We start from the raw sequence: 17,470 nt of genomic DNA, 5'->3' as shown, positions 1-17,470 counted from the left end.
GCGAAATATGGGATCCATGTTTACTGGAGAATACTTTTATTCTACACAATTAATGACCTTCTTCTTGTTAATAAGTGGTTTAGTTTTAGGAAAGATAAAAAATAGAAGGATATTAGGTAAATTAGATGAATAATATAAAACGTACTGTAAAATCTACAGCTCTAACTAGAAATTCAACTAATCGGAAGGTAGAATAGTATGAAACGCGTAGCCCATATATGTACGGTTGCATCAAGCCATAAAATTTTAATGGATAAACTACAAGAATTACAAAAGTACAATTATATAGTTCATATTTATTCTGACGATAACGGTTTAAATCCTTCATTTAGTGATTCCTATAATATTCCATATTATTTTACGCCGATCAGCCGGTCAATTGAACTTACGAAAGACATAAAGTCTATATTTACATTGGCAAAAAGATTGAAAGCTGAAAAATATGATATTGTTCACACACATACTTCAAAGGCGGGAATCATTGGGAGGATAGCAGCCAAGATAGCTAAAGTTCCTCTCGTTATTCATACGAGCCATGGTTTACCTTTTTATGAAGGTCAGGGTAAAAAGAAATATTACCTGTATAGAACGTTGGAGAAAATAGGTTCCCGTTTTTGTCATGCGATAACATCACAAAATTATGAAGATATAAGTGCGGTACAAGCATTAAATAAACGCCTCCCTGTCTATTACGAAGGTAATGGGGTTGATTTACCTCAGCTTGACCATATATATCAAGCCATAAATCAAGAGGCGATTATTGATTTAAAAAAGGAATACAATATCCCTGGAAACAAAGCCGTACTTTTAATAGGAGCGCGTCTCGAAAAAGTTAAGAATCATGAATTTTTATTCCGTGCTTTGGAACGAGTGAAACAAATTTATAACGATAATTTTGTTTGTTTGGTTGCAGGGGATGGACCAGAAAAAGAGAGATTGAAGAGTTTGTTGCTTACTATGAATCTAGAAGAAAATGTTATTCTTATTGGACGTAAGTCTAATATATATGATTTTATAAAGATGGCCGATATCAGTGTATTGACCTCCAAAAAAGAAGGGGTTCCCCGCTTTATAATGGAATCAATGGCATTTTCTAAGCCAGTAATAGCTAGTGATGCCTTAGGGACTAGAGAACTTGTAGCAAATAATGAGAGTGGTTTTCTCGTACCGTTAGGCGATGTTGAACATCTTGCTCAGAGCATTTATCAAATAATCTCTGATGATAAATTAAGAAAAGAATACGGCAGGTACGGTAGAATGATAATCGAGGAAGAGTTTACTGAGCAGCAAGTTGCAAAACGAATGGACACAATTTATAGGGAACTGTTGAAGGAGGGCAGTTAGATGAAGGTCTTAATTACAGGTGTAGCTGGATTTATAGGTATGCACTTTGCAAAAAGGCTGCTGGAAAACGAATTTATAGTTATTGGATTGGACAACCTTAATGATTATTATCAACCACAACTTAAATATAATCGTATCGATGTATTGAAGCAATATGAGGATTTTAGTTTTGTTCAAGGTGATTTGGCTGATCGAGAGATGCTCAAGGCATTATTCCATGAAGAAAAGTTTACGCATGTCGTCAATCTTGCCGCTCAAGCTGGCGTGCGTTATAGTCTGGAAAATCCTCAAGCTTATGTAGATGCTAATCTTGTAGGGTTTACAAACATACTTGAATCTTGCCGCCATCATGAAATTGAACATCTGATTTATGCATCATCAAGCTCTGTATATGGAGCCAATCAGAATATGCCTTTTTCAACATCGGACGAAGTTAATCATCCCGTTAGTTTATATGCAGCAACGAAAAAGGCCAATGAATTACTCGCACATTCTTACAGTCATCTATATAGCGTTCCCACAACTGGCCTACGCTTTTTCACCGTATATGGGCCTTGGGGAAGACCGGATATGGCTTATTATTCGTTTACAAAGAACATAATGGAGGGCAACCCGATTAAGGTTTTCAACAATGGTGAGATGATGCGTGATTTTACTTACATCGATGACATTGTTGAAGGCATGGTTCGCTTGCTCGATTATAGACCAGAAGGCAACCCGGATTTTGACAAAAGCAATCCTGATCCTAGTGAAAGCTATGCTCCGTATAAAGTTTATAATATCGGAAACAATCAACCGGTGAAGCTCATGGATTTTATCCGCACAATTGAAAAACATGTAGGGAAAGAAGCGTACTTAGAGTTTTTACCGATGCAGCCTGGAGATGTAGAAGCAACATACGCAGATATTGAGAGTTTGCAGGTGGCAACTGGGTTCAGCCCAAGCACATCAATTGATGAAGGCATAGGGGCATTCGTAGATTGGTATAAGGAATATAACGCAAATAGATTGGTTGGATCTTTAGTGAATGAACCATAAAAAAGAGAAAAAAGATTGGTGAGATCATGAAACGCATGTTCGATCTAGCGGCAGCTTCAATAGGGTTACTATTGTTAAGCCCATTATTACTTATAGTAACTATTCTAATCAAAATAAAATTAGGTTCCCCTGTACTATTTAAACAAAAACGCCCGGGGTTGCTTGGCGAACCCTTTTACGTGTCTAAATTCCGTACAATGACAAACAAAACTGATGAGCACGGGGGTCTATTACCGAATGAGGAGCGTATTACGAAGTTTGGATCAATTTTACGAAAGCTTAGCCTCGATGAATTTCCACAGTTATTGAATGTTGTAAAAGGTGATTTGAGTTTAGTAGGACCCAGGCCATTGTTAATGGAATACCTGGAGTTGTACACACCTGAACAATCCCGTCGTCATGAAGTGAAACCGGGGATAACAGGTTGGGCACAAGTGAATGGAAGAAATGCCATTACATGGGAAGATAAATTTAAGCTAGACGTGTGGTATGTTGATAATCAATCTTTTTCGCTGGATATGAAGATTTTATTTTTAACCATAGTGAAAGTTTTTAAGTCAGATGGGATTGATCAACAAGGGTATGTCTCAGCTAAAAAATTCACGGGGTCAACTACTGCAGGTGAAAGCAGTTCGGAGGATTCATATGAAAAGAGTCGTAGTTCTAGGTAACGGTGGTCATGGGAAAGTGATTCAGGATATCATTAATCATTTTAGCGCTGAATATCAACTGACAGGCGTGTTGGATGATCATTATACTTCTACTGTAAATAATGGATCTAATTTTTTTGAGGGCCCGATTTTCGATGCTAATCATCTTGCAGATTTATATCCGGATTTATTATTTATTGTAGGAATCGGAGATAACCGTGCTAGGAAAAACGTCGTTGATCAACTAGATCTCCCTCTTTATCGTTATGCAACGGTTATTCATCCAAGTGCCGTGATCAGTCCAACATCCCAGATTGGAAATGGGGTTGCTATAATCGCCGGCGCCATCGTCAACCCCCATTCTCAAATTAATGACCATGTTATTCTAAACACATCCTCTTCTGTAGGTCATGATTGTCAGATAGAAGATTATGTTCACATTTCCCCGCGAGTTGCTATCGCCGGAGGAACGAAAGTGCGAGAAGGCACTCATTTAGGGATTGGCAGTGTATCGATTCCTGGGGTAGAGGTAGGAAGATGGAGCACCGTGGGGGCTGGTGGCGTTGTTACAGACCATATTCCTGATGATACGTTAGCTGTTGGCGTGCCTGCGAAAGCGGTGAAATACTATAAATATAATTAATACATAGTAGTAGCTATGGGTTCAATCACTTACGCGTATTTACTTGCTATATGTATTACTAATAAGCTGATTTTAATGCCGACAGGGGAGAATACTATGTTTATTTCTAAATTGGATATTGAGAATTTTAGATGCTTTAGGACGGCGGAAATAGAATTCAATCCAGGTATGAACGTAATAATAGGAACTAATAATGCTGGAAAAACAACTGTTATTAAGGCTTTAGAATTAATTTTTAAAAGGGGAAGCTCTAGGTCCACTTTGTCAATTGATGATTTTAATAAATCCATTTCGGACTTCAATGAGCCACCGGAAATAACAATCACAGCAACACTTCGTTCCTCTGATGTCAATACTGAAGATGACAAGGCAGTTGTAGCCAGTTGGCTAACCAAGCTGGCCAGCCCTTGGGAAGCTAAACTCACATATAGATTTTTTTTGCCAGAGAAAAACGCTGAAAAATATAAAGAGGAAATCAGACAAATTCATAATGATAAAAACAAGTGGGAAATCCTAGAAAAGTACCTCCCTATGTATGTTTCAAGAGTGCTTGGTGGTAACCCTGAAAATAATCTAAGAGCGGATGTGGAATATCTGGATAAAATACACTGTGAAACTTTAGATGCTCTTAGAGACGTTGATAGTCAAATCGCATCAGGTCGAAATTCATTATTAAAACAAATATTATTACACTTTAAAGATCATGCCATCGAAAATGATCCTGATGAAGAAGTACTTGAACAGAACCAACAGAAAAAGGAGGAGTTTCAATCTGCCGCTAAAAATGCTGTAAGCAATATAATTGGTCGAATAGATACCGATGAAATTCTAAAGTTAGCACGACAGACAGGAGCAATTGTTGGTGGTTCACCAAGTCTAAAGGGGAAACTTGAAGAAGCCGATATATTATCTATTCTTCATTTAATTATAAAGGGTCATACAAATATTGAAATTCCTATATCTAACAATGGAATGGGCTATAATAATCTTATTTATATCTCTTTAATCTTATCAAAGTTTAAAATGATCACGTCGCAAAATCAAGGAGAGAATGCAAAGGTATTTCCAATTTTACTAATAGAAGAACCAGAAGCTCACTTGCATCCATCCTTACAGTACAATTTCTTGAAATTTCTTAAGGATGAAGTAGATAATCAGGAGCATAGTAGGCAAATTTTTATAACAACACATTCAACGCAAATAACTTCTGCGGTCGGATTAGATCCTATTATCTGTTTGGAAGCTGACAATAGTGCAAAAATTGAAGCGAAATATCCCTCGAGAGTTTTTTCTGACTCAAAAGATGATCAAAAATCAAAAAGATATGTAGAAAGGTTCTTAGATGCGACAAAGTCTGCCATGCTATTCTCACAGTCTGTATTATTAGTAGAAGGAATGGCTGAACTTATGCTATATCCTGTATTAGCAGAGAAGTGTCATTATGTAAGCGTCAAATAGAATACACATAGGAATCAAAAGTCATCCGTGCCATAATCGCCTTAGAAATGATTGCGGGAGGTTATGTGATGACGCTGAAAGACAAGAGAATCGAGTGGAAAGCTCGGTATGATGCCTGGAAAGAAAGCGGACAACGTGTGGCCGAATGGTGTCGTGAGCAGGACATCAACGTCAATCAAATGTATTATTGGGTCCAGCGATTCAAGGATGACAAGATATCATCGGAACCGGATTCAACCCAATGGCTGACGGTCCAAGTCGACGATGATGATCCTATACCTTCCGGAGGATCGGAACCTATCTTTATTCACTACGGTGCCATCTCCGTCGAAGTAAGGCCGGGCGCCCATGTTGGGTTATTATCCGATATCATTCATGTGTTGCGAAGCCAATGTTGAATGTATCATTCGAGCGCGTGTACCTGGCTCGGGGAAACACGGATCTTCGCAAATCGATCGACGGTCTGGCCGTTATTGTCCAACAATGCTTTGATCTCGATCCTTTTTCCCCTTGTCTGTTCGTGTTTTGTAATCGGAAACGTGACAAGTTGAAAATCCTGCAGTGGGAGCACAACGGCTTTTGGCTCCATTACCGCAGGTTGGAAAATGGCACATTCCATTGGCCATCGGAAACAGAAACGGCACCCATGACCATCAGTCCGCGCCAACTTCGGTGGCTGCTGGATGGTTTGCCCATCGAGCAGAGGCAGGCCCATCGGGAGGTCAAAGCGCGTACCATTCTATAGAACATTGAAATTTAGAAATACGGGCATTCGACTGGGCAAGTTGGATGCTTTTCCGTATACTTATGGTATGGCACATACAGCGCAATCATCAAACCCATCAATTGCATATTATCGAGCGCAAAATGAAAAGCTTGAGCTGGAAAAAGAGGCGTTGGAGGCTAAAGTCCAATGGTACGAAGAACAATTTCGCCTAAGCCAACAACGCAGATTCGGATCTTCCAGTGAGAAGACCGATGAAGACCAGCTCTCTCTTTTCAATGAGGTCGAAGGTACATCCACCCCGACGGTTGAAGAATCAACGGTCGAAACGGTTACATATAAACGCAAGAAACAGCGTGGCCAACGCGAACAAAAGCTCGAAAACCTGCCGACGGAAACGATGGACTATCATTTATCCGATGAGGAGCAGGTCTGTTCGTGTTGTGGCGGAGCCCTACACGATATGAGTACGGACGTGCGAAAAGAATTAAAGGTCATTCCAGCGCAAGTGAAAGTCGTGGAGCACGTCCGCCATGTCTATGGCTGCCGCCATTGTGAACGCCATGACATCGAAACGCCTATCGTGACAGCGAAGATGCCGGAACCGGCATTTCCGGGAAGCTTAGCCTCTCCATCCGCCGTGGCTCATGCCATGACCCAGAAATATGTGGAAGGCATGCCCTTGTATCGGCAAGAGAAACACCTGGAACGTTTCGGTGTATCTATCCCCCGCCAGACTCTGGCCAATTGGATGATGTCCGGTGCCAACACGTGGCTCGAGCTGATTTACAACGAAATGCATGCCCAACTATTAGAGCTGGATGCCTTACACGCGGATGAGACAACCTTACAAGTGTTATCCGAACCGGAACGATCGGCAACATCGAAGTCCTATATGTGGCTGTTTCGCTCCGGACAAGCCGATGTGCCCATGGTGCTGTACGATTATCAGCAGACCCGGGCGAATAAGCATCCCCGCCGATTCCTGGATGGCTTTCAGGGCTACCTGCATGTCGATGGTTACGCAGGATACAATGGCCTTCCCCATGTCCGTTTGGTCGGCTGTTGGGCGCATGCGCGTCGTAAATTCACGGAAGCGCTGCAGGCATTGCCTGAATCCGCAGCCACGACGTCTGTGAAAGCGAAAGAAGGTTTGGCCTTCTGCAATCAGCTTTTTGACATTGAACGCCATTTAAAGGACGCAAGTCCACAAGAACGCTATGAAAAGCGTTTGGAACGCAGCCAGCCCGTACTGGAGGCTTTTTTGGCATGGCTTCAAGAACAAACGCCACATGTATTACCAAAAAGTGCGCTTGGCAAGGCGATTAAATATTGTCGTAACCAATGGGAGCGTTTAGAGGCATTTTTAGAGGATGGCCGATTGGAGATCGATAACAATCGAGCCGAACGATCCATCAAGCCGTTTGTGATGGGGAGGAAAAATTGGCTGTTTAGCAACACCGCAAAGGGAGCAAAATCCAGTGCGATGATCTATAGTATTGTGGAGACAGCCAAGGAAAACGGATTGAATCCATTCCACTACCTTAGCTATTTGTTTGAGGAACTTCCCAATATGGATACAACAGATCAAGCGCAATTGGCTCAACTTCTGCCATGGTCCAAAACACTCCCGCAAGAATGTTTCGTCCCTAATCAATCTAAATAAAGCATACATGACATCCCCGCCTGTTATTAGGTGGGGATTATTTGACGCTTACGTCATTATGACCTTGATCGTTCACATGTTTCGCTTATAAAGGTTGATTCGTCTACTTTTAAACACTTTATTAAACTCTTTGGTGCAAACGTAAAGAAAGAATATAAGCAATATGCTCTTACTAAAAAGGTGGCTTGTGTGACTGATGCTGACCCGATAAAAAAGAGTGAACTAATAACGAAAGGAAAAGGTAGTGGCTGGAATGCCTGTTGGCCGTTTGAGATTGGAACAAAAGAAAATTACCAATACAAAATAACCTCTAACAACCTAAATAATTTAATAGATTTAATAGGGTATAAGAACGATAGGGTAAAAGTTTTTTATAATGAATCTGGGTATGGAAAAACGTTGGAATATGATTTGGCATGGGAGAATTCAAAAACAAGTTTTTTCAAGAATAATAGTACAGTACCTGAAGATATTGAGGAATTGATAAATGAAAGTTGGTCAACTGAAAATCAAAATAAAGCAAAAGTAGCTTCAGGTTTTTTGCAATATGCTGAGGGGAAAAAAGGTGAATTAGCCTTTGAGTTAACTGATATTCTAAATCAAAAAAACAGTCCAGTAATATGTATACCTCAATATATCGTTGACGCTTTCAACTGGGTTTGTTCTAAGAGAGCTGGTGAAATATAATGAGTATTACTTATCATGAGATAACGTCTGACTATTTATTAGAAGATGTATATAATCCTTTTAAGGTCATCGCTGGTCCAGGTGCAGGAAAAACATATTGGTTAATTCAAAATATAAAACATATTTTAAGACAATCAAATCGAATAGGACCAACATCAAAAATCGCTTGCATTACCTATACTAACGTAGGGGCAAATGAAATTTTAGAAAGGCTTGAAATAAAAGAGAATGTCGTAGAATCCTCGACCATACACAGCTTTTTATATAAGAACCTTGTAAGTCCATATGTTTATTTACTGCTTAATGATGGTTCTGAACCATTAATTGATATTAGCAGGATGGATGGTCATGATGAAAATAAAGCTTATTCTGGATTAATCCATCAATGGAAATCAAAATATAATATAAGATATTTTGATAATAGTAAAGAGACAGCCAAGAAAATTAAAAATTGCTTGGAGGATTTACATTGGACTTTTGACGATAACGAAGAATTAACACTAAAGACTAAAAAACCTTATTCACCACAGATTGGAAAATATTCTATTAGGCAAGAAGATATGCTGAATTACAAGAAGCTTTGTTGGTCTAGTGGTATTATTCATCATGAAGATGTACTTTATTTCTCTTATTGTTTGCTAAAATTATACCCACTGCTTAGAGAGGTATTAGTTGCTAGATTTCCGTATATGTTACTTGACGAATTTCAAGACACAAATCCAATACAAACAAAAATAATCAACTGGATATCCGAAAGCGGGGCAATAATAGGGGTCATTGGCGATCCCGCTCAATCCATATTTAGGTTTCAAGGAGCTTCAAGGCAAGCCTTTTTAGATTTTCATCTTCCAAATCAAAATAACTATACTATGAATGACAATAGACGCAGTGGTAGGGGAATTGTTAATCTATTAAATAACCTGAGAAGTGACGAAATAACTCAAAATTGTAAAAGGACAAACATAGTTGACCATGTGTCATTTATAGAATGTGATGGGAGTGATTTAAAACAAACTATAAATACATTCAATGCGAAAAGGAAAGAGTTAAATTTAAAAGATGACTACTGTATTTTAGCACGAAATAATCCAACAGTTGCAAAACTAAAAAATGGACAACAGATAAAGCCTTGGAAGGAATTAGAGGATAAGGATTCGGCAAGTAGGTATCGCTTTTTGTTATCACTACTACGAGCCCAAGAATATGGTCATAAAGGTATGATTGAGTTTGCAGCTAAAGAGTGTATTAAAACACTCCGGACTGATTCAAATAATAAACTTAAGGAACCATTTAAAGAAGGTCATCTAACTTCATTACAAAAGAGAAGTGTATCTGTTTCTTTATTGGAGTTTTTGATTACGTATCGAAATGAAAACTTTGAATCAAGTGTTTTGGACTTTTATAAGGAGCTTGAAAGATTTTATCTAGACCTTAATTTAAAATTAAAAGGTGTTAGTAATGGTGGGTTTAAATCCTTTAGTGAAGGAACGTCTGTTAAAGTTCTCGTAGATGATCTCAAGTTACCGGAAGAAAAAAATAGTGAAATAAGAACAATTCATAAGTCAAAAGGGGCTGAGTTTGAATCGGTATTAGTTTATCTTGAAAATATTGAGAGGTTACTCGAACCAGATATTAATGAAGAAGGGGATGAAACCAGGCTGATATATGTTGCATGTAGCAGGACGGAAAAATTTTTATGTATTGCAACTCCGCCATTAGAAATAGAAGAAAAGGAAAAAATAAATAGCCTAGTAGATGCCAGGAGCTGAAGCTGTTCCAATTAGGGGAATGAAATTGGTCTTTGGCGAAAGTAGGTATTCGTTCTTCAGGGGTTTCGAATTCGTATATGGTTCTTATACAAGGCATACCGTTGGAATCTTTGTAAGGTTGCGGTGAGAATTGTAAATGATATAATTATTGATTCAAGAAGTTGAACCTTAGTGTAGTGTTACAAGTGTTTTATTCAACTCATCCTTTAATGGCAACTAATTGGCTTGATTTTCAACTTGACTGTTAATAACCAATATAGGGTCGAGTCTCAAACCACCCGTTGAACGGGTGGTCAGTGATTTTTAATGGTCACAACCAATAAAAAGTATTATATTGTGAGATAATTTGAATTATAATCTATTTGATGGTAAATTAAATATAGTATTCTAAATTAATTAGGGGCTGCTGAAAAACCGTGAAACAGTTACCATATAGGGATCCATCGCCAATATAACCGTCGTTAAGTGCAAGGGTTATACCCATACATTGCTCAAAACCCTTGCACCTCGACCCTACATTGATATTGATCGGATCAATATGGACCCAAAATGAATTTGATCAAGAGGTTGAGCATACGCTAAACAGTTTGATTTTGGCAGCTCTGAGTTAGTTACCAGAACTGTGTGAAACATCATCAGTTTGTATGCAGTTGTTCAGCAAACCCTAATACTACAGCGAAAGATATCGCTGAACAAAGTATATGCTAGCTTTACAATGCTCTAAAAAGGCATAAGATCAGTGAGATGTTGAGTGCTGTTCAGAAGAAAATTTACATGTTTCGCTGTAGTACTAATTATGATCTCGAAAAGGGGTATGAGGTTGGAAGATTTTACGTATGTTCCTGTATTACGTTTTCGTGAACAAGAGAGAAAGGCGTTAAAATCTGTCAATATGAGCAATAAGATGGTTCCTTTAATTGAAATGGTCTCAGAAAAACCCCGTTCTAATAGTAAAGAAGATTCAATCCAACATTTAATTAATGAAACTGATGGAATGGAGCAAATTTTTATTGATATCCCAATATATCTGAGTGTGAAGAGAAATACCAAAGAAAGTACTATAGATTTCATAAATCGAATGAAAAGTGATGTGAATCAAAGGATTGGTTATTATCTTGATGATAGATTGGTTGGTGAAGATCGTTTTATACCGGTAATTTCTTATGATCCTGCCATACCATTCAATGAAACAAGTCTTAAGCAGCTTGAATTCTCCCTGAGAGAGAGGTATGGCCGATTAGGATTTCGAATATACCCAACATATTTCCAAGAAGCCTTTACTAGTATAAAGGATTTATTGCAAAAACAGGATTTTCTGTTTTTTGATGTTGGTGAAGGAAATCACAATACTCAAAATAAGAGATTTCACGAATCCCTTGTTAAACTAGCGAGTACTAAAGATGCTACATCAATAATAATAAGATCTGCAGTACCAAAGGAATTGACATATACAGGTTTAACGAATAATGAAGTTGTAGGTTCAATAGATAATAGTCTTCTTAAAGATTATACTCACTTCGGATACGATGCTTTTGGGGATTATGCTGGTGTGAAAAAAGATGATATTACTGAAGGAGGGCGTATAAGCCCTGGGTATTTTCTATTTTCGGGGGAGTACAATTTGTTTTATGGTTTTAAAGGTGAATTTAACCGCCCAGCAACATTTACAAGTCTACTTGTTCCAGAAATAATGGATTCTAAAGTTTGGAAAACTCTCTCCAAAAATCATAAAGAAAATTGTTATGGTTGCCGCTCTATTATTGAAATAAGCGAAAACCAAAGATCTGGAAATGCCCAATCGGAATGGAAAGGATATACAATGGCTCATTATCTCTATACTCTAGAGGAGTTTTTATAATAAATCCAGTGCGGATTAGCTTTCGATTTAAAGAAAGATTGAACATCAATCGGTTTTATTAATGAGAAATTTTTACAAATAAAAGCCCATTGCTTATAGTATCTCATCTTTAAGGTTTTTTTAAAATAAGAGTTAATTTTGGGAGGCTTAATATTTTCTGATATTAGAATGTGTCTGTTAATTCTGTTGTTCGGGACACTACCCAACTTCATCTTTCTTATCATCCACTCTAATTCTTTTGTATTTAGGTTAAGTAACTGTAGCTCCTTATCAATTAGAGGGCTTTTGTGGGCTTTTTTTCTAAAACCAAATTTACACTCGAAATCAGTAAAACTATATGTAATAATTCCGCAAAAATCAGGAACTAGTTGTTTTACTTTTGCTAGGTGCTTTGGATGAATGATTACGTATATATACTCAAATACTTTTGCATAATCATTGATTTGTTTATTTAATTTATCAAGAGAATCTAGTTCAGTTTTTATCTCGTAAGCATATGAATGACCGTTGATTCGGCCGATGTCAAGTCGGCTCTCTCCGACATTAATTTCAAATGCGGTGATTTCGTTGTTGCGATTTAAGTATTTGCTTGCAAGGTTGTACTTTAAAGTTTGCTCGCAAGGGTAGTACTTCATTACTAAATTATTAACTATTTCATGTCCTGTGAGGTTTGTTTTGAAAGGTTCTATGTATTTATATACATTTTGAGGAGTGAATTTTTTAATATTATTCCATACATTCACATCTTGCATAAAGGTATCATAGTTTGAATATAAAATTTGTGCTAATGAATAAAGTTCATCCTGTGTCAATTTTTCTTCTAATATCTCCATATAATTAATCATCATCCATCTCCTCCACTGGATATTATATTCACAATCAAAGCTCAACTATCTTTTAATGTATGGAATGGGGTGACCTTATTTTGAAAGAAGAAAAGGACACCTTATTATTGTATCATGACAGAAGAAGGTAGTGAAGTCCATTTGTACTTAAGTAAGTGAGCACATGGATGTGGTGATGGGCATCTTCCGGATATGGTGTGCCGGTGATCAAAGGTTCCGTGGAATCTTTAGGAAGCGAATTTAAAAGGGCAGAAAAGCGTCGCGTTCGAAGGTTTTGATGTTTTTCTTTTAACGGAGATAAAATTATTACTACCTCCGGCGGAGGTGCTCTCGTCTCCAACGATCTGGAGGCACTGGGCCGTTCTCGTTTTCTGACCACCCCAGCCCGTGAACCGGCTACAACTACCGGTTGAGCAACATCGTCGTCGGTGTTGGGGTGATCAGTTGGAAGTGGTTGATCAACGGGATGAACAAGACCATCGCGTTTTCCAACGATATCGCGATACAGTGAGCGATCAATCAAGCGTTGAGTTTATGCCGGAATTTTAACGAAATCCAACCGCTGGCTTACAGCCTTAAAAGTAGACCCTGATGGAGATGGTTACACATCTGGATGTTATTAAAGCGCTGGATGCTGTGAGTCATAAGAGGTTGATATGTAAACAATAAGCTGCTGTTGAATTGATGGTTTAATTGTAAGGGGCTAGCATATAAATGCTGAGTAATAAAGATATAAGAAAAGAGATTCTCAAGAACAATTTAATAATTCACCCTCTAAATATGAATCATATAAAAGGGAGTACAATCAACTTAACTGCAAGTAAATTTGCTTGGAACATTTCTAATAAGAAATCGGCAACATGTAAAAATAAAGATACGATTCAAATCCCACCGGGAAAAACAGTATGTATATTAACTGAGGAGTCAATAGCAATATCACATAAAATAGCGGGTACCTTCCATTCTAGAGTCTCTTTTGTGACGAAAGGACTGGCTACTTATGCGACCACTTTAGATCCAGAGTGGTTTGGGTATCCACTAATATCAGTAACGAACCATAGCGATGAAAAAAAATATATTGAGGTAGGAGAAAGCTTTGTTTCTTTAATATTGTATTATCTGAAGAAACCTGCTACTAAAGGCTCCAAAGAGAGCAATTCACTGAGATATGATCTAATTAAGGATTTTGAAGATCAAAAAGAGCAAAAAGAACTTAAAGAATTACAAAAGCAATCTTATAGGTCTTTGTTAAACAAAGCAAAAAAAGATCCTGATTATGAGGAACTCTATAATGAGAAGCCACTATCATTAAAACGAATGAATTTAATTTCAAAACATCCTTTAATCTCAGTTTTTATAGCTTTTATATTAGGGTTGCTTGCTGCTAGAGTTTTTTAAATGATGTGTTCATACTCTAGATAATATAGATGAGTTATATGATCTTATTGTCTCCTATGAGTAAATATTTCTGTTTATCAAATCAACACTAATAACCCCTGAGCATATGTTACCCAAAGGAACATTGTTGTTTTCGTATAGAAGCCTGCAGAGACATTGCTGCAGTGCTCCCTTCCTAATTATTTTACATATTTTTTAAGTTTTGCTAGTGCTCCTTTCCGCCAGCCTTTCACTGTTTCAACTGAAACGTTGTACTTGGCCGCGATCATGTGCGGGGGCTGATCGTGCACGGCGTGCTCGATGACCCAACGTTGTTCACGGTCAGATAACATGTGCAAGTAAGGGGCTAAGGTGTCTACATCTGACATCCAGGATTCTGACATAGCCATTTCCACAGGTTCTGATCATTTGAACTGAAGGAATGCCGTTCGGAATAATTGACATCCTTCTTCAGCATCGTCAACATTTCTCCTCTGACACGAATGAAGGCATAAGCGGGAAAGGGTCCCCTTTCACCATCGTGATGTTGGTATTGAAGGAAACCTGATATCATAATAGCGAACACAAATTCCCGTTAGTGATTGCTACGTATGCCCGAATGCTAGTCGTTGAATAGGAAGGTGGGTTCCGGGTACGATGTTACAGACTGTTCCCTGCTGAGGCTGAAACTGTTGGGAGGACCGCGATACCGGCGTATCATCTTAAATAGAAGTGGGATGTTACTGTGGCAGGTAGAACCAATTTGGTTCTTTTTACCATCTCAGCATTTATCCGACGTTGAAAGACGTTACAGCATGATTTTCCTCAGTTTCCGTAGGGCACCAGCCTTTAACATTTTCGGTGGTGACGTTGTGTTTGGCGGCGATCATGCGAGGGGCTTGATCGTTGATGGCATGTTCAATCATCCAGAGCTGTTCACGAGGGCTCAAGTGATGGAGATAGTGGGAGAGTGTATCCATATCGGACGGTTCGAGATGCTCTGGCGCAAGGTTGAGCAACAGTTCCAGTTCTGGCGAATCTGACGAACAATAAACATGACGTTCTTGATCGTTGCTGTCTTTTCTTAATATCGTCAGCATTTCGTATCTGACGCGCATAAACGCGTACGAAGAGAAGGGCCATTTCATTGTCTTTAAAGTTATATTGTAATTTTATTTATAAAAATTAATGAAACAAGACAAGGATTGAAGAGAATCAGAACAAATAACAGAGCAAGTGTTTACGATACATGGGTGTTATGGAATAGGGATACACCAGTGAGGTTGGCTATAAGGTTAACGGATGAATAATATTGTGCCGGCATCATAATAAAGTAAGAAAAAGAAGCTGCTGTACCTGTTATTAAGAAAGCTTGGAAAAAAAGGGGAGGAAGAGGGTTAGGTTTCCTCTGTTAAATTTTGGGAAGAAGTAATGGAGCCTAGAGAGGTAATACCATTTAGGTATATCTTTTGATCATATGGTTTGAAAAATATTTACCACTTGCTTAACTTCCTTTTCCTTTTGTCACCTTGTCACATTTGCCATTACCCATCTATTAATGTATAATAATTTTAAGAGGTCATATAATGTATAGAGCTCGTGACCCAAGGTCACGGATTCACCGTTTGGAACGGATCTAACCGCTCGTGGCTGTCAACCTTAGGGGCGGTTATTTTTGTCGTTATTGTCAGCTGTGATGAAGTATACTAGCGTACCAACGGCAGCGCATAGCATTAGTGCTTCATACGTTGTCATGACAATCACCTCCCATAATATTAATAGATTTCCATAATGCTAGTGTATAAAGATTTGATTCGAAATAGAAACCGGCAGGCGTCCCCGCCGGTTTGTTTTTTCGCTTTATTTTACATATTTTCTTAGTTTCGCTAGTGCTCCTTTGCGCCAGCCTTTAACCGTTTCAACGGAAACGTTGTACTTGGCCGCGATCATGCGCGGGGCTTGGTCGTGGACCGCGTGTTCAATGACCCAGCGTTGTTCTCGTTTTGATAATGTTTTCAAATATGGTGCTAAGTTTTCTGCATCTGATATCCAGGCATCTGTGTCTATGGCCACTTGAACAGGCTCCGGATCTGTGGAACTGAAAGAATGCTGGTCGTAATAACTGGCATCCTTTTTCAGCATCGTCAACATTTCTCCTCTGACACGAACGAAAGCATAGGAGGAAAAAGGTCCCTTTTCACTATCGTGATGGTGGTATGCAAGCCAAAGGCCCAAATAACCTGCTTGCACAAAGTCGTCGTGGTTGCTGTGAATATGAAGTCGCTTAAGCATCCTTTTCACTAACGGCGTGTACTGTTGATAGATTTCCTCGAATGAATATTGTTGACGGACCGATTGCATTTTGCTCACGGAAATTCCTTCCCGGAACGGCGCCGCCCCCTCAATTATTCCCCAGGGTATTGTAACTATAGCACCAAATGATTCGGAAAGCACTATTATTTCTGATAATTACTAATAAATATTTGATCTATAAGGACTATTATCATTAAATCTTTTTCTGATAGATCTAGACACTTACATCGGGACTCGTGATGAGTGATGCGGGGGAGCGGGTTAGCTGCCGAAAACTGTGATTATCGTGATCATAGAATGGGGAGATGGGTTCCGGGGACGATGTTACAGACTGTATCCCTGCTGATGCTGAAACCGTGGGGATGACCGCCATACCGACGTATCAACGTAAATAGAAGCTGGGAGTTATTGTGGCGGGCAGATCCAATTTGGTTCTTTTTACCACTTCTGCATATTGTCAGATGGCTGTTCACGAGGGGAGAAGGGATGGAAATAGGGGGATAGTGTGTCCATATCTGATGGCTGGAAATGCTCCGGCGCGAGTTTTAGCAATGATTCCAGTTCTGGCGAAGCTGACGAAAAATAAACCTACGTTCTTGATCGTTGCTGTCTTTTCTTAACATCGTTAGCATTTCGTACCTGACGCGCATGAAAGCGTATGAAGAGAAGGATCTTTTCTCTTCATCATAATTCCGACGGTATGCATACCAAAGACCTAAATTGCTATGGATGTGTAGTCGACGGATCATGCGGTGAACCAAAGGGGTGTAGTCGCAGTAAATGACTTCAAACGGAGGGTAAGTAGATGGATTTTGAAAGGTGTTCAATGTTATTCCTTCCGGAACAGCGCTGGGAAGGGGATTATATGGGAGATTTATTGTCAGTGATATGAGCCGGGTCTGATGTTAGCCTTGGATGACTGTGAAGAGGATCTTTGATATGGGGACATAAAAAATGTATTCTAGCCATGCCGTTTGCATGCCTAATAATTATACAGGAGGTAGTGAATTGGTAAAGGCTTCCGCAATAAGTGTAAATCTCTCAGCGCTTGGTGATAAAAACGGTGGTACGCATACAGACTGTATAAGTTAGTAATAC

General features: G+C 38.9%; 16 protein-coding genes and 1 pseudogene. 12 read left to right on the top strand and 5 right to left on the bottom strand.

Annotation, left to right across the window (positions count from 1 at the left end):
- Positions 1-198: 198 nt before the first annotated feature.
- The 11 genes and pseudogenes from EPH95_RS04070 (at position 199) to EPH95_RS04020 (ending at position 11,837) form a co-directional block, all read left to right on the top strand.
- Positions 199-1,344, top strand: a complete 1,146-nt coding sequence (locus EPH95_RS04070; RefSeq protein WP_142087586.1) for a glycosyltransferase family 4 protein — start codon at positions 199-201, stop codon at positions 1,342-1,344.
- The gene (locus EPH95_RS04065) at positions 1,345-2,382 is read left to right on the top strand and encodes an NAD-dependent epimerase (RefSeq protein WP_142087584.1); all 1,038 of its coding nucleotides are present in this window, start codon (positions 1,345-1,347) and stop codon (positions 2,380-2,382) included.
- A 26-nt stretch (positions 2,383-2,408) separates the two neighbouring features.
- On the top strand, positions 2,409-3,053 hold the full coding sequence (locus tag EPH95_RS04060; RefSeq protein WP_142087583.1) for a sugar transferase: 645 nt from the start codon (positions 2,409-2,411) through the stop codon (positions 3,051-3,053).
- Entirely contained in the window at positions 3,028-3,675 is a 648-nt protein-coding gene (locus EPH95_RS04055) for an acetyltransferase (protein ID WP_160141605.1), read from the top strand. Before EPH95_RS04060 ends, EPH95_RS04055 begins: the two co-directional genes overlap by 26 nt.
- Before the next feature lie 96 nt (positions 3,676-3,771).
- Positions 3,772-5,133 (top strand): ATP-dependent nuclease, encoded by a 1,362-nt coding sequence (locus tag EPH95_RS04050; RefSeq protein WP_227004040.1) that lies wholly within the window; start codon positions 3,772-3,774, stop codon positions 5,131-5,133.
- Between the two features lie 47 nt (positions 5,134-5,180).
- Positions 5,181-5,531, top strand: a complete 351-nt coding sequence (tnpA, locus tag EPH95_RS04045; RefSeq protein ID WP_227003902.1) for an IS66 family insertion sequence element accessory protein TnpA — start codon at positions 5,181-5,183, stop codon at positions 5,529-5,531.
- Positions 5,525-5,878, top strand: a complete 354-nt coding sequence (gene tnpB / locus EPH95_RS04040; protein WP_142087553.1) for an IS66 family insertion sequence element accessory protein TnpB — start codon at positions 5,525-5,527, stop codon at positions 5,876-5,878. The genes tnpA and tnpB overlap by 7 nt, the downstream gene beginning before the upstream one ends.
- Positions 5,879-5,940: 62 nt before the next feature.
- A pseudogene (gene tnpC / locus EPH95_RS04035) lies at positions 5,941-7,523 on the top strand (IS66 family transposase).
- Between the two features lie 180 nt (positions 7,524-7,703).
- Positions 7,704-8,210: a hypothetical protein gene (locus EPH95_RS04030; protein ID WP_227004039.1), complete on the top strand. Its 507-nt coding sequence runs from the start codon at positions 7,704-7,706 to the stop codon at positions 8,208-8,210.
- Positions 8,210-9,979 carry a UvrD-helicase domain-containing protein gene (locus EPH95_RS04025; RefSeq protein ID WP_142087580.1) on the top strand — a complete coding sequence of 590 codons (1,770 nt, stop codon included), beginning with the start codon at positions 8,210-8,212 and terminating at the stop codon, positions 9,977-9,979. The genes EPH95_RS04030 and EPH95_RS04025 overlap by 1 nt, the downstream gene beginning before the upstream one ends.
- Before the next feature lie 820 nt (positions 9,980-10,799).
- Positions 10,800-11,837 carry a beta family protein gene (locus EPH95_RS04020; protein ID WP_160141604.1) on the top strand — a complete coding sequence of 346 codons (1,038 nt, stop codon included), beginning with the start codon at positions 10,800-10,802 and terminating at the stop codon, positions 11,835-11,837.
- On the opposite strand, the gene EPH95_RS04015 is transcribed toward EPH95_RS04020, so the two are convergent.
- Together EPH95_RS04015 and EPH95_RS18645 are read right to left on the bottom strand one after the other, a co-directional pair.
- Positions 11,813-12,670, bottom strand: coding sequence for a sce7726 family protein (locus EPH95_RS04015; protein ID WP_160141603.1), 858 nt, complete (start codon positions 12,668-12,670; stop codon positions 11,813-11,815). The two genes, EPH95_RS04020 and EPH95_RS04015, sit on opposite strands and share 25 nt — an antisense overlap.
- Before the next feature lie 124 nt (positions 12,671-12,794).
- The gene (locus EPH95_RS18645) at positions 12,795-13,205 is read right to left on the bottom strand and encodes a hypothetical protein (protein WP_160141602.1); all 411 of its coding nucleotides are present in this window, start codon (positions 13,203-13,205) and stop codon (positions 12,795-12,797) included.
- Between the two features lie 191 nt (positions 13,206-13,396).
- Between EPH95_RS18645 and EPH95_RS04010 the strand changes: the two genes are divergently transcribed.
- A complete protein-coding gene (locus EPH95_RS04010) occupies positions 13,397-14,080 on the top strand; it encodes a dCTP deaminase domain-containing protein (RefSeq protein ID WP_142087576.1) in 684 nt (227 codons plus the stop codon).
- Between the two features lie 179 nt (positions 14,081-14,259).
- On the opposite strand, the gene EPH95_RS04005 is transcribed toward EPH95_RS04010, so the two are convergent.
- The 3 genes from EPH95_RS04005 to EPH95_RS03995 form a co-directional block, all read right to left on the bottom strand.
- Complete coding sequence (locus EPH95_RS04005; protein ID WP_160141601.1) at positions 14,260-14,463, bottom strand: sigma-70 RNA polymerase sigma factor region 4 domain-containing protein; 204 nt, start codon at positions 14,461-14,463, stop codon at positions 14,260-14,262.
- 384 nt (positions 14,464-14,847) lie between these two features.
- Positions 14,848-15,177, bottom strand: coding sequence for a hypothetical protein (locus EPH95_RS04000; RefSeq protein ID WP_160141600.1), 330 nt, complete (start codon positions 15,175-15,177; stop codon positions 14,848-14,850).
- Between the two features lie 742 nt (positions 15,178-15,919).
- A complete protein-coding gene (locus EPH95_RS03995; protein ID WP_227004116.1) occupies positions 15,920-16,420 on the bottom strand; it encodes a sigma-70 family RNA polymerase sigma factor in 501 nt (166 codons plus the stop codon).
- Positions 16,421-17,470 lie beyond the last annotated feature (1,050 nt).

Source organism: Salicibibacter halophilus (assembly GCF_006740705.1).
GTDB classification, from domain to species: domain Bacteria; phylum Bacillota; class Bacilli; order Bacillales; family Marinococcaceae; genus Salicibibacter; species Salicibibacter halophilus.
This window is presented reverse-complemented; position numbering and strand designations above follow the sequence as displayed.

Coding starts and splice junctions, on each gene's coding strand:
- EPH95_RS04070 (WP_142087586.1), top strand. CDS start 199: ATGAAACGCGTAGCCCATATATGTACGGTTGCATCAAGCCATAAAATT.
- EPH95_RS04065 (WP_142087584.1), top strand. CDS start 1,345: ATGAAGGTCTTAATTACAGGTGTAGCTGGATTTATAGGTATGCACTTT.
- EPH95_RS04060 (WP_142087583.1), top strand. CDS start 2,409: ATGAAACGCATGTTCGATCTAGCGGCAGCTTCAATAGGGTTACTATTG.
- EPH95_RS04055 (WP_160141605.1), top strand. CDS start 3,028: ATGAAAAGAGTCGTAGTTCTAGGTAACGGTGGTCATGGGAAAGTGATT.
- EPH95_RS04050 (WP_227004040.1), top strand. CDS start 3,772: ATGTTTATTTCTAAATTGGATATTGAGAATTTTAGATGCTTTAGGACG.
- tnpA (WP_227003902.1), top strand. CDS start 5,181: ATGATTGCGGGAGGTTATGTGATGACGCTGAAAGACAAGAGAATCGAG.
- tnpB (WP_142087553.1), top strand. CDS start 5,525: ATGTTGAATGTATCATTCGAGCGCGTGTACCTGGCTCGGGGAAACACG.
- EPH95_RS04025 (WP_142087580.1), top strand. CDS start 8,210: ATGAGTATTACTTATCATGAGATAACGTCTGACTATTTATTAGAAGAT.
- EPH95_RS04015 (WP_160141603.1), bottom strand. CDS start 12,670: ATGGAGATATTAGAAGAAAAATTGACACAGGATGAACTTTATTCATTA.
- EPH95_RS04010 (WP_142087576.1), top strand. CDS start 13,397: ATGCTGAGTAATAAAGATATAAGAAAAGAGATTCTCAAGAACAATTTA.
- EPH95_RS04005 (WP_160141601.1), bottom strand. CDS start 14,463: ATGTCAGAATCCTGGATGTCAGATGTAGACACCTTAGCCCCTTACTTG.
- EPH95_RS04000 (WP_160141600.1), bottom strand. CDS start 15,177: ATGCGCGTCAGATACGAAATGCTGACGATATTAAGAAAAGACAGCAAC.
- EPH95_RS03995 (WP_227004116.1), bottom strand. CDS start 16,420: ATGCAATCGGTCCGTCAACAATATTCATTCGAGGAAATCTATCAACAG.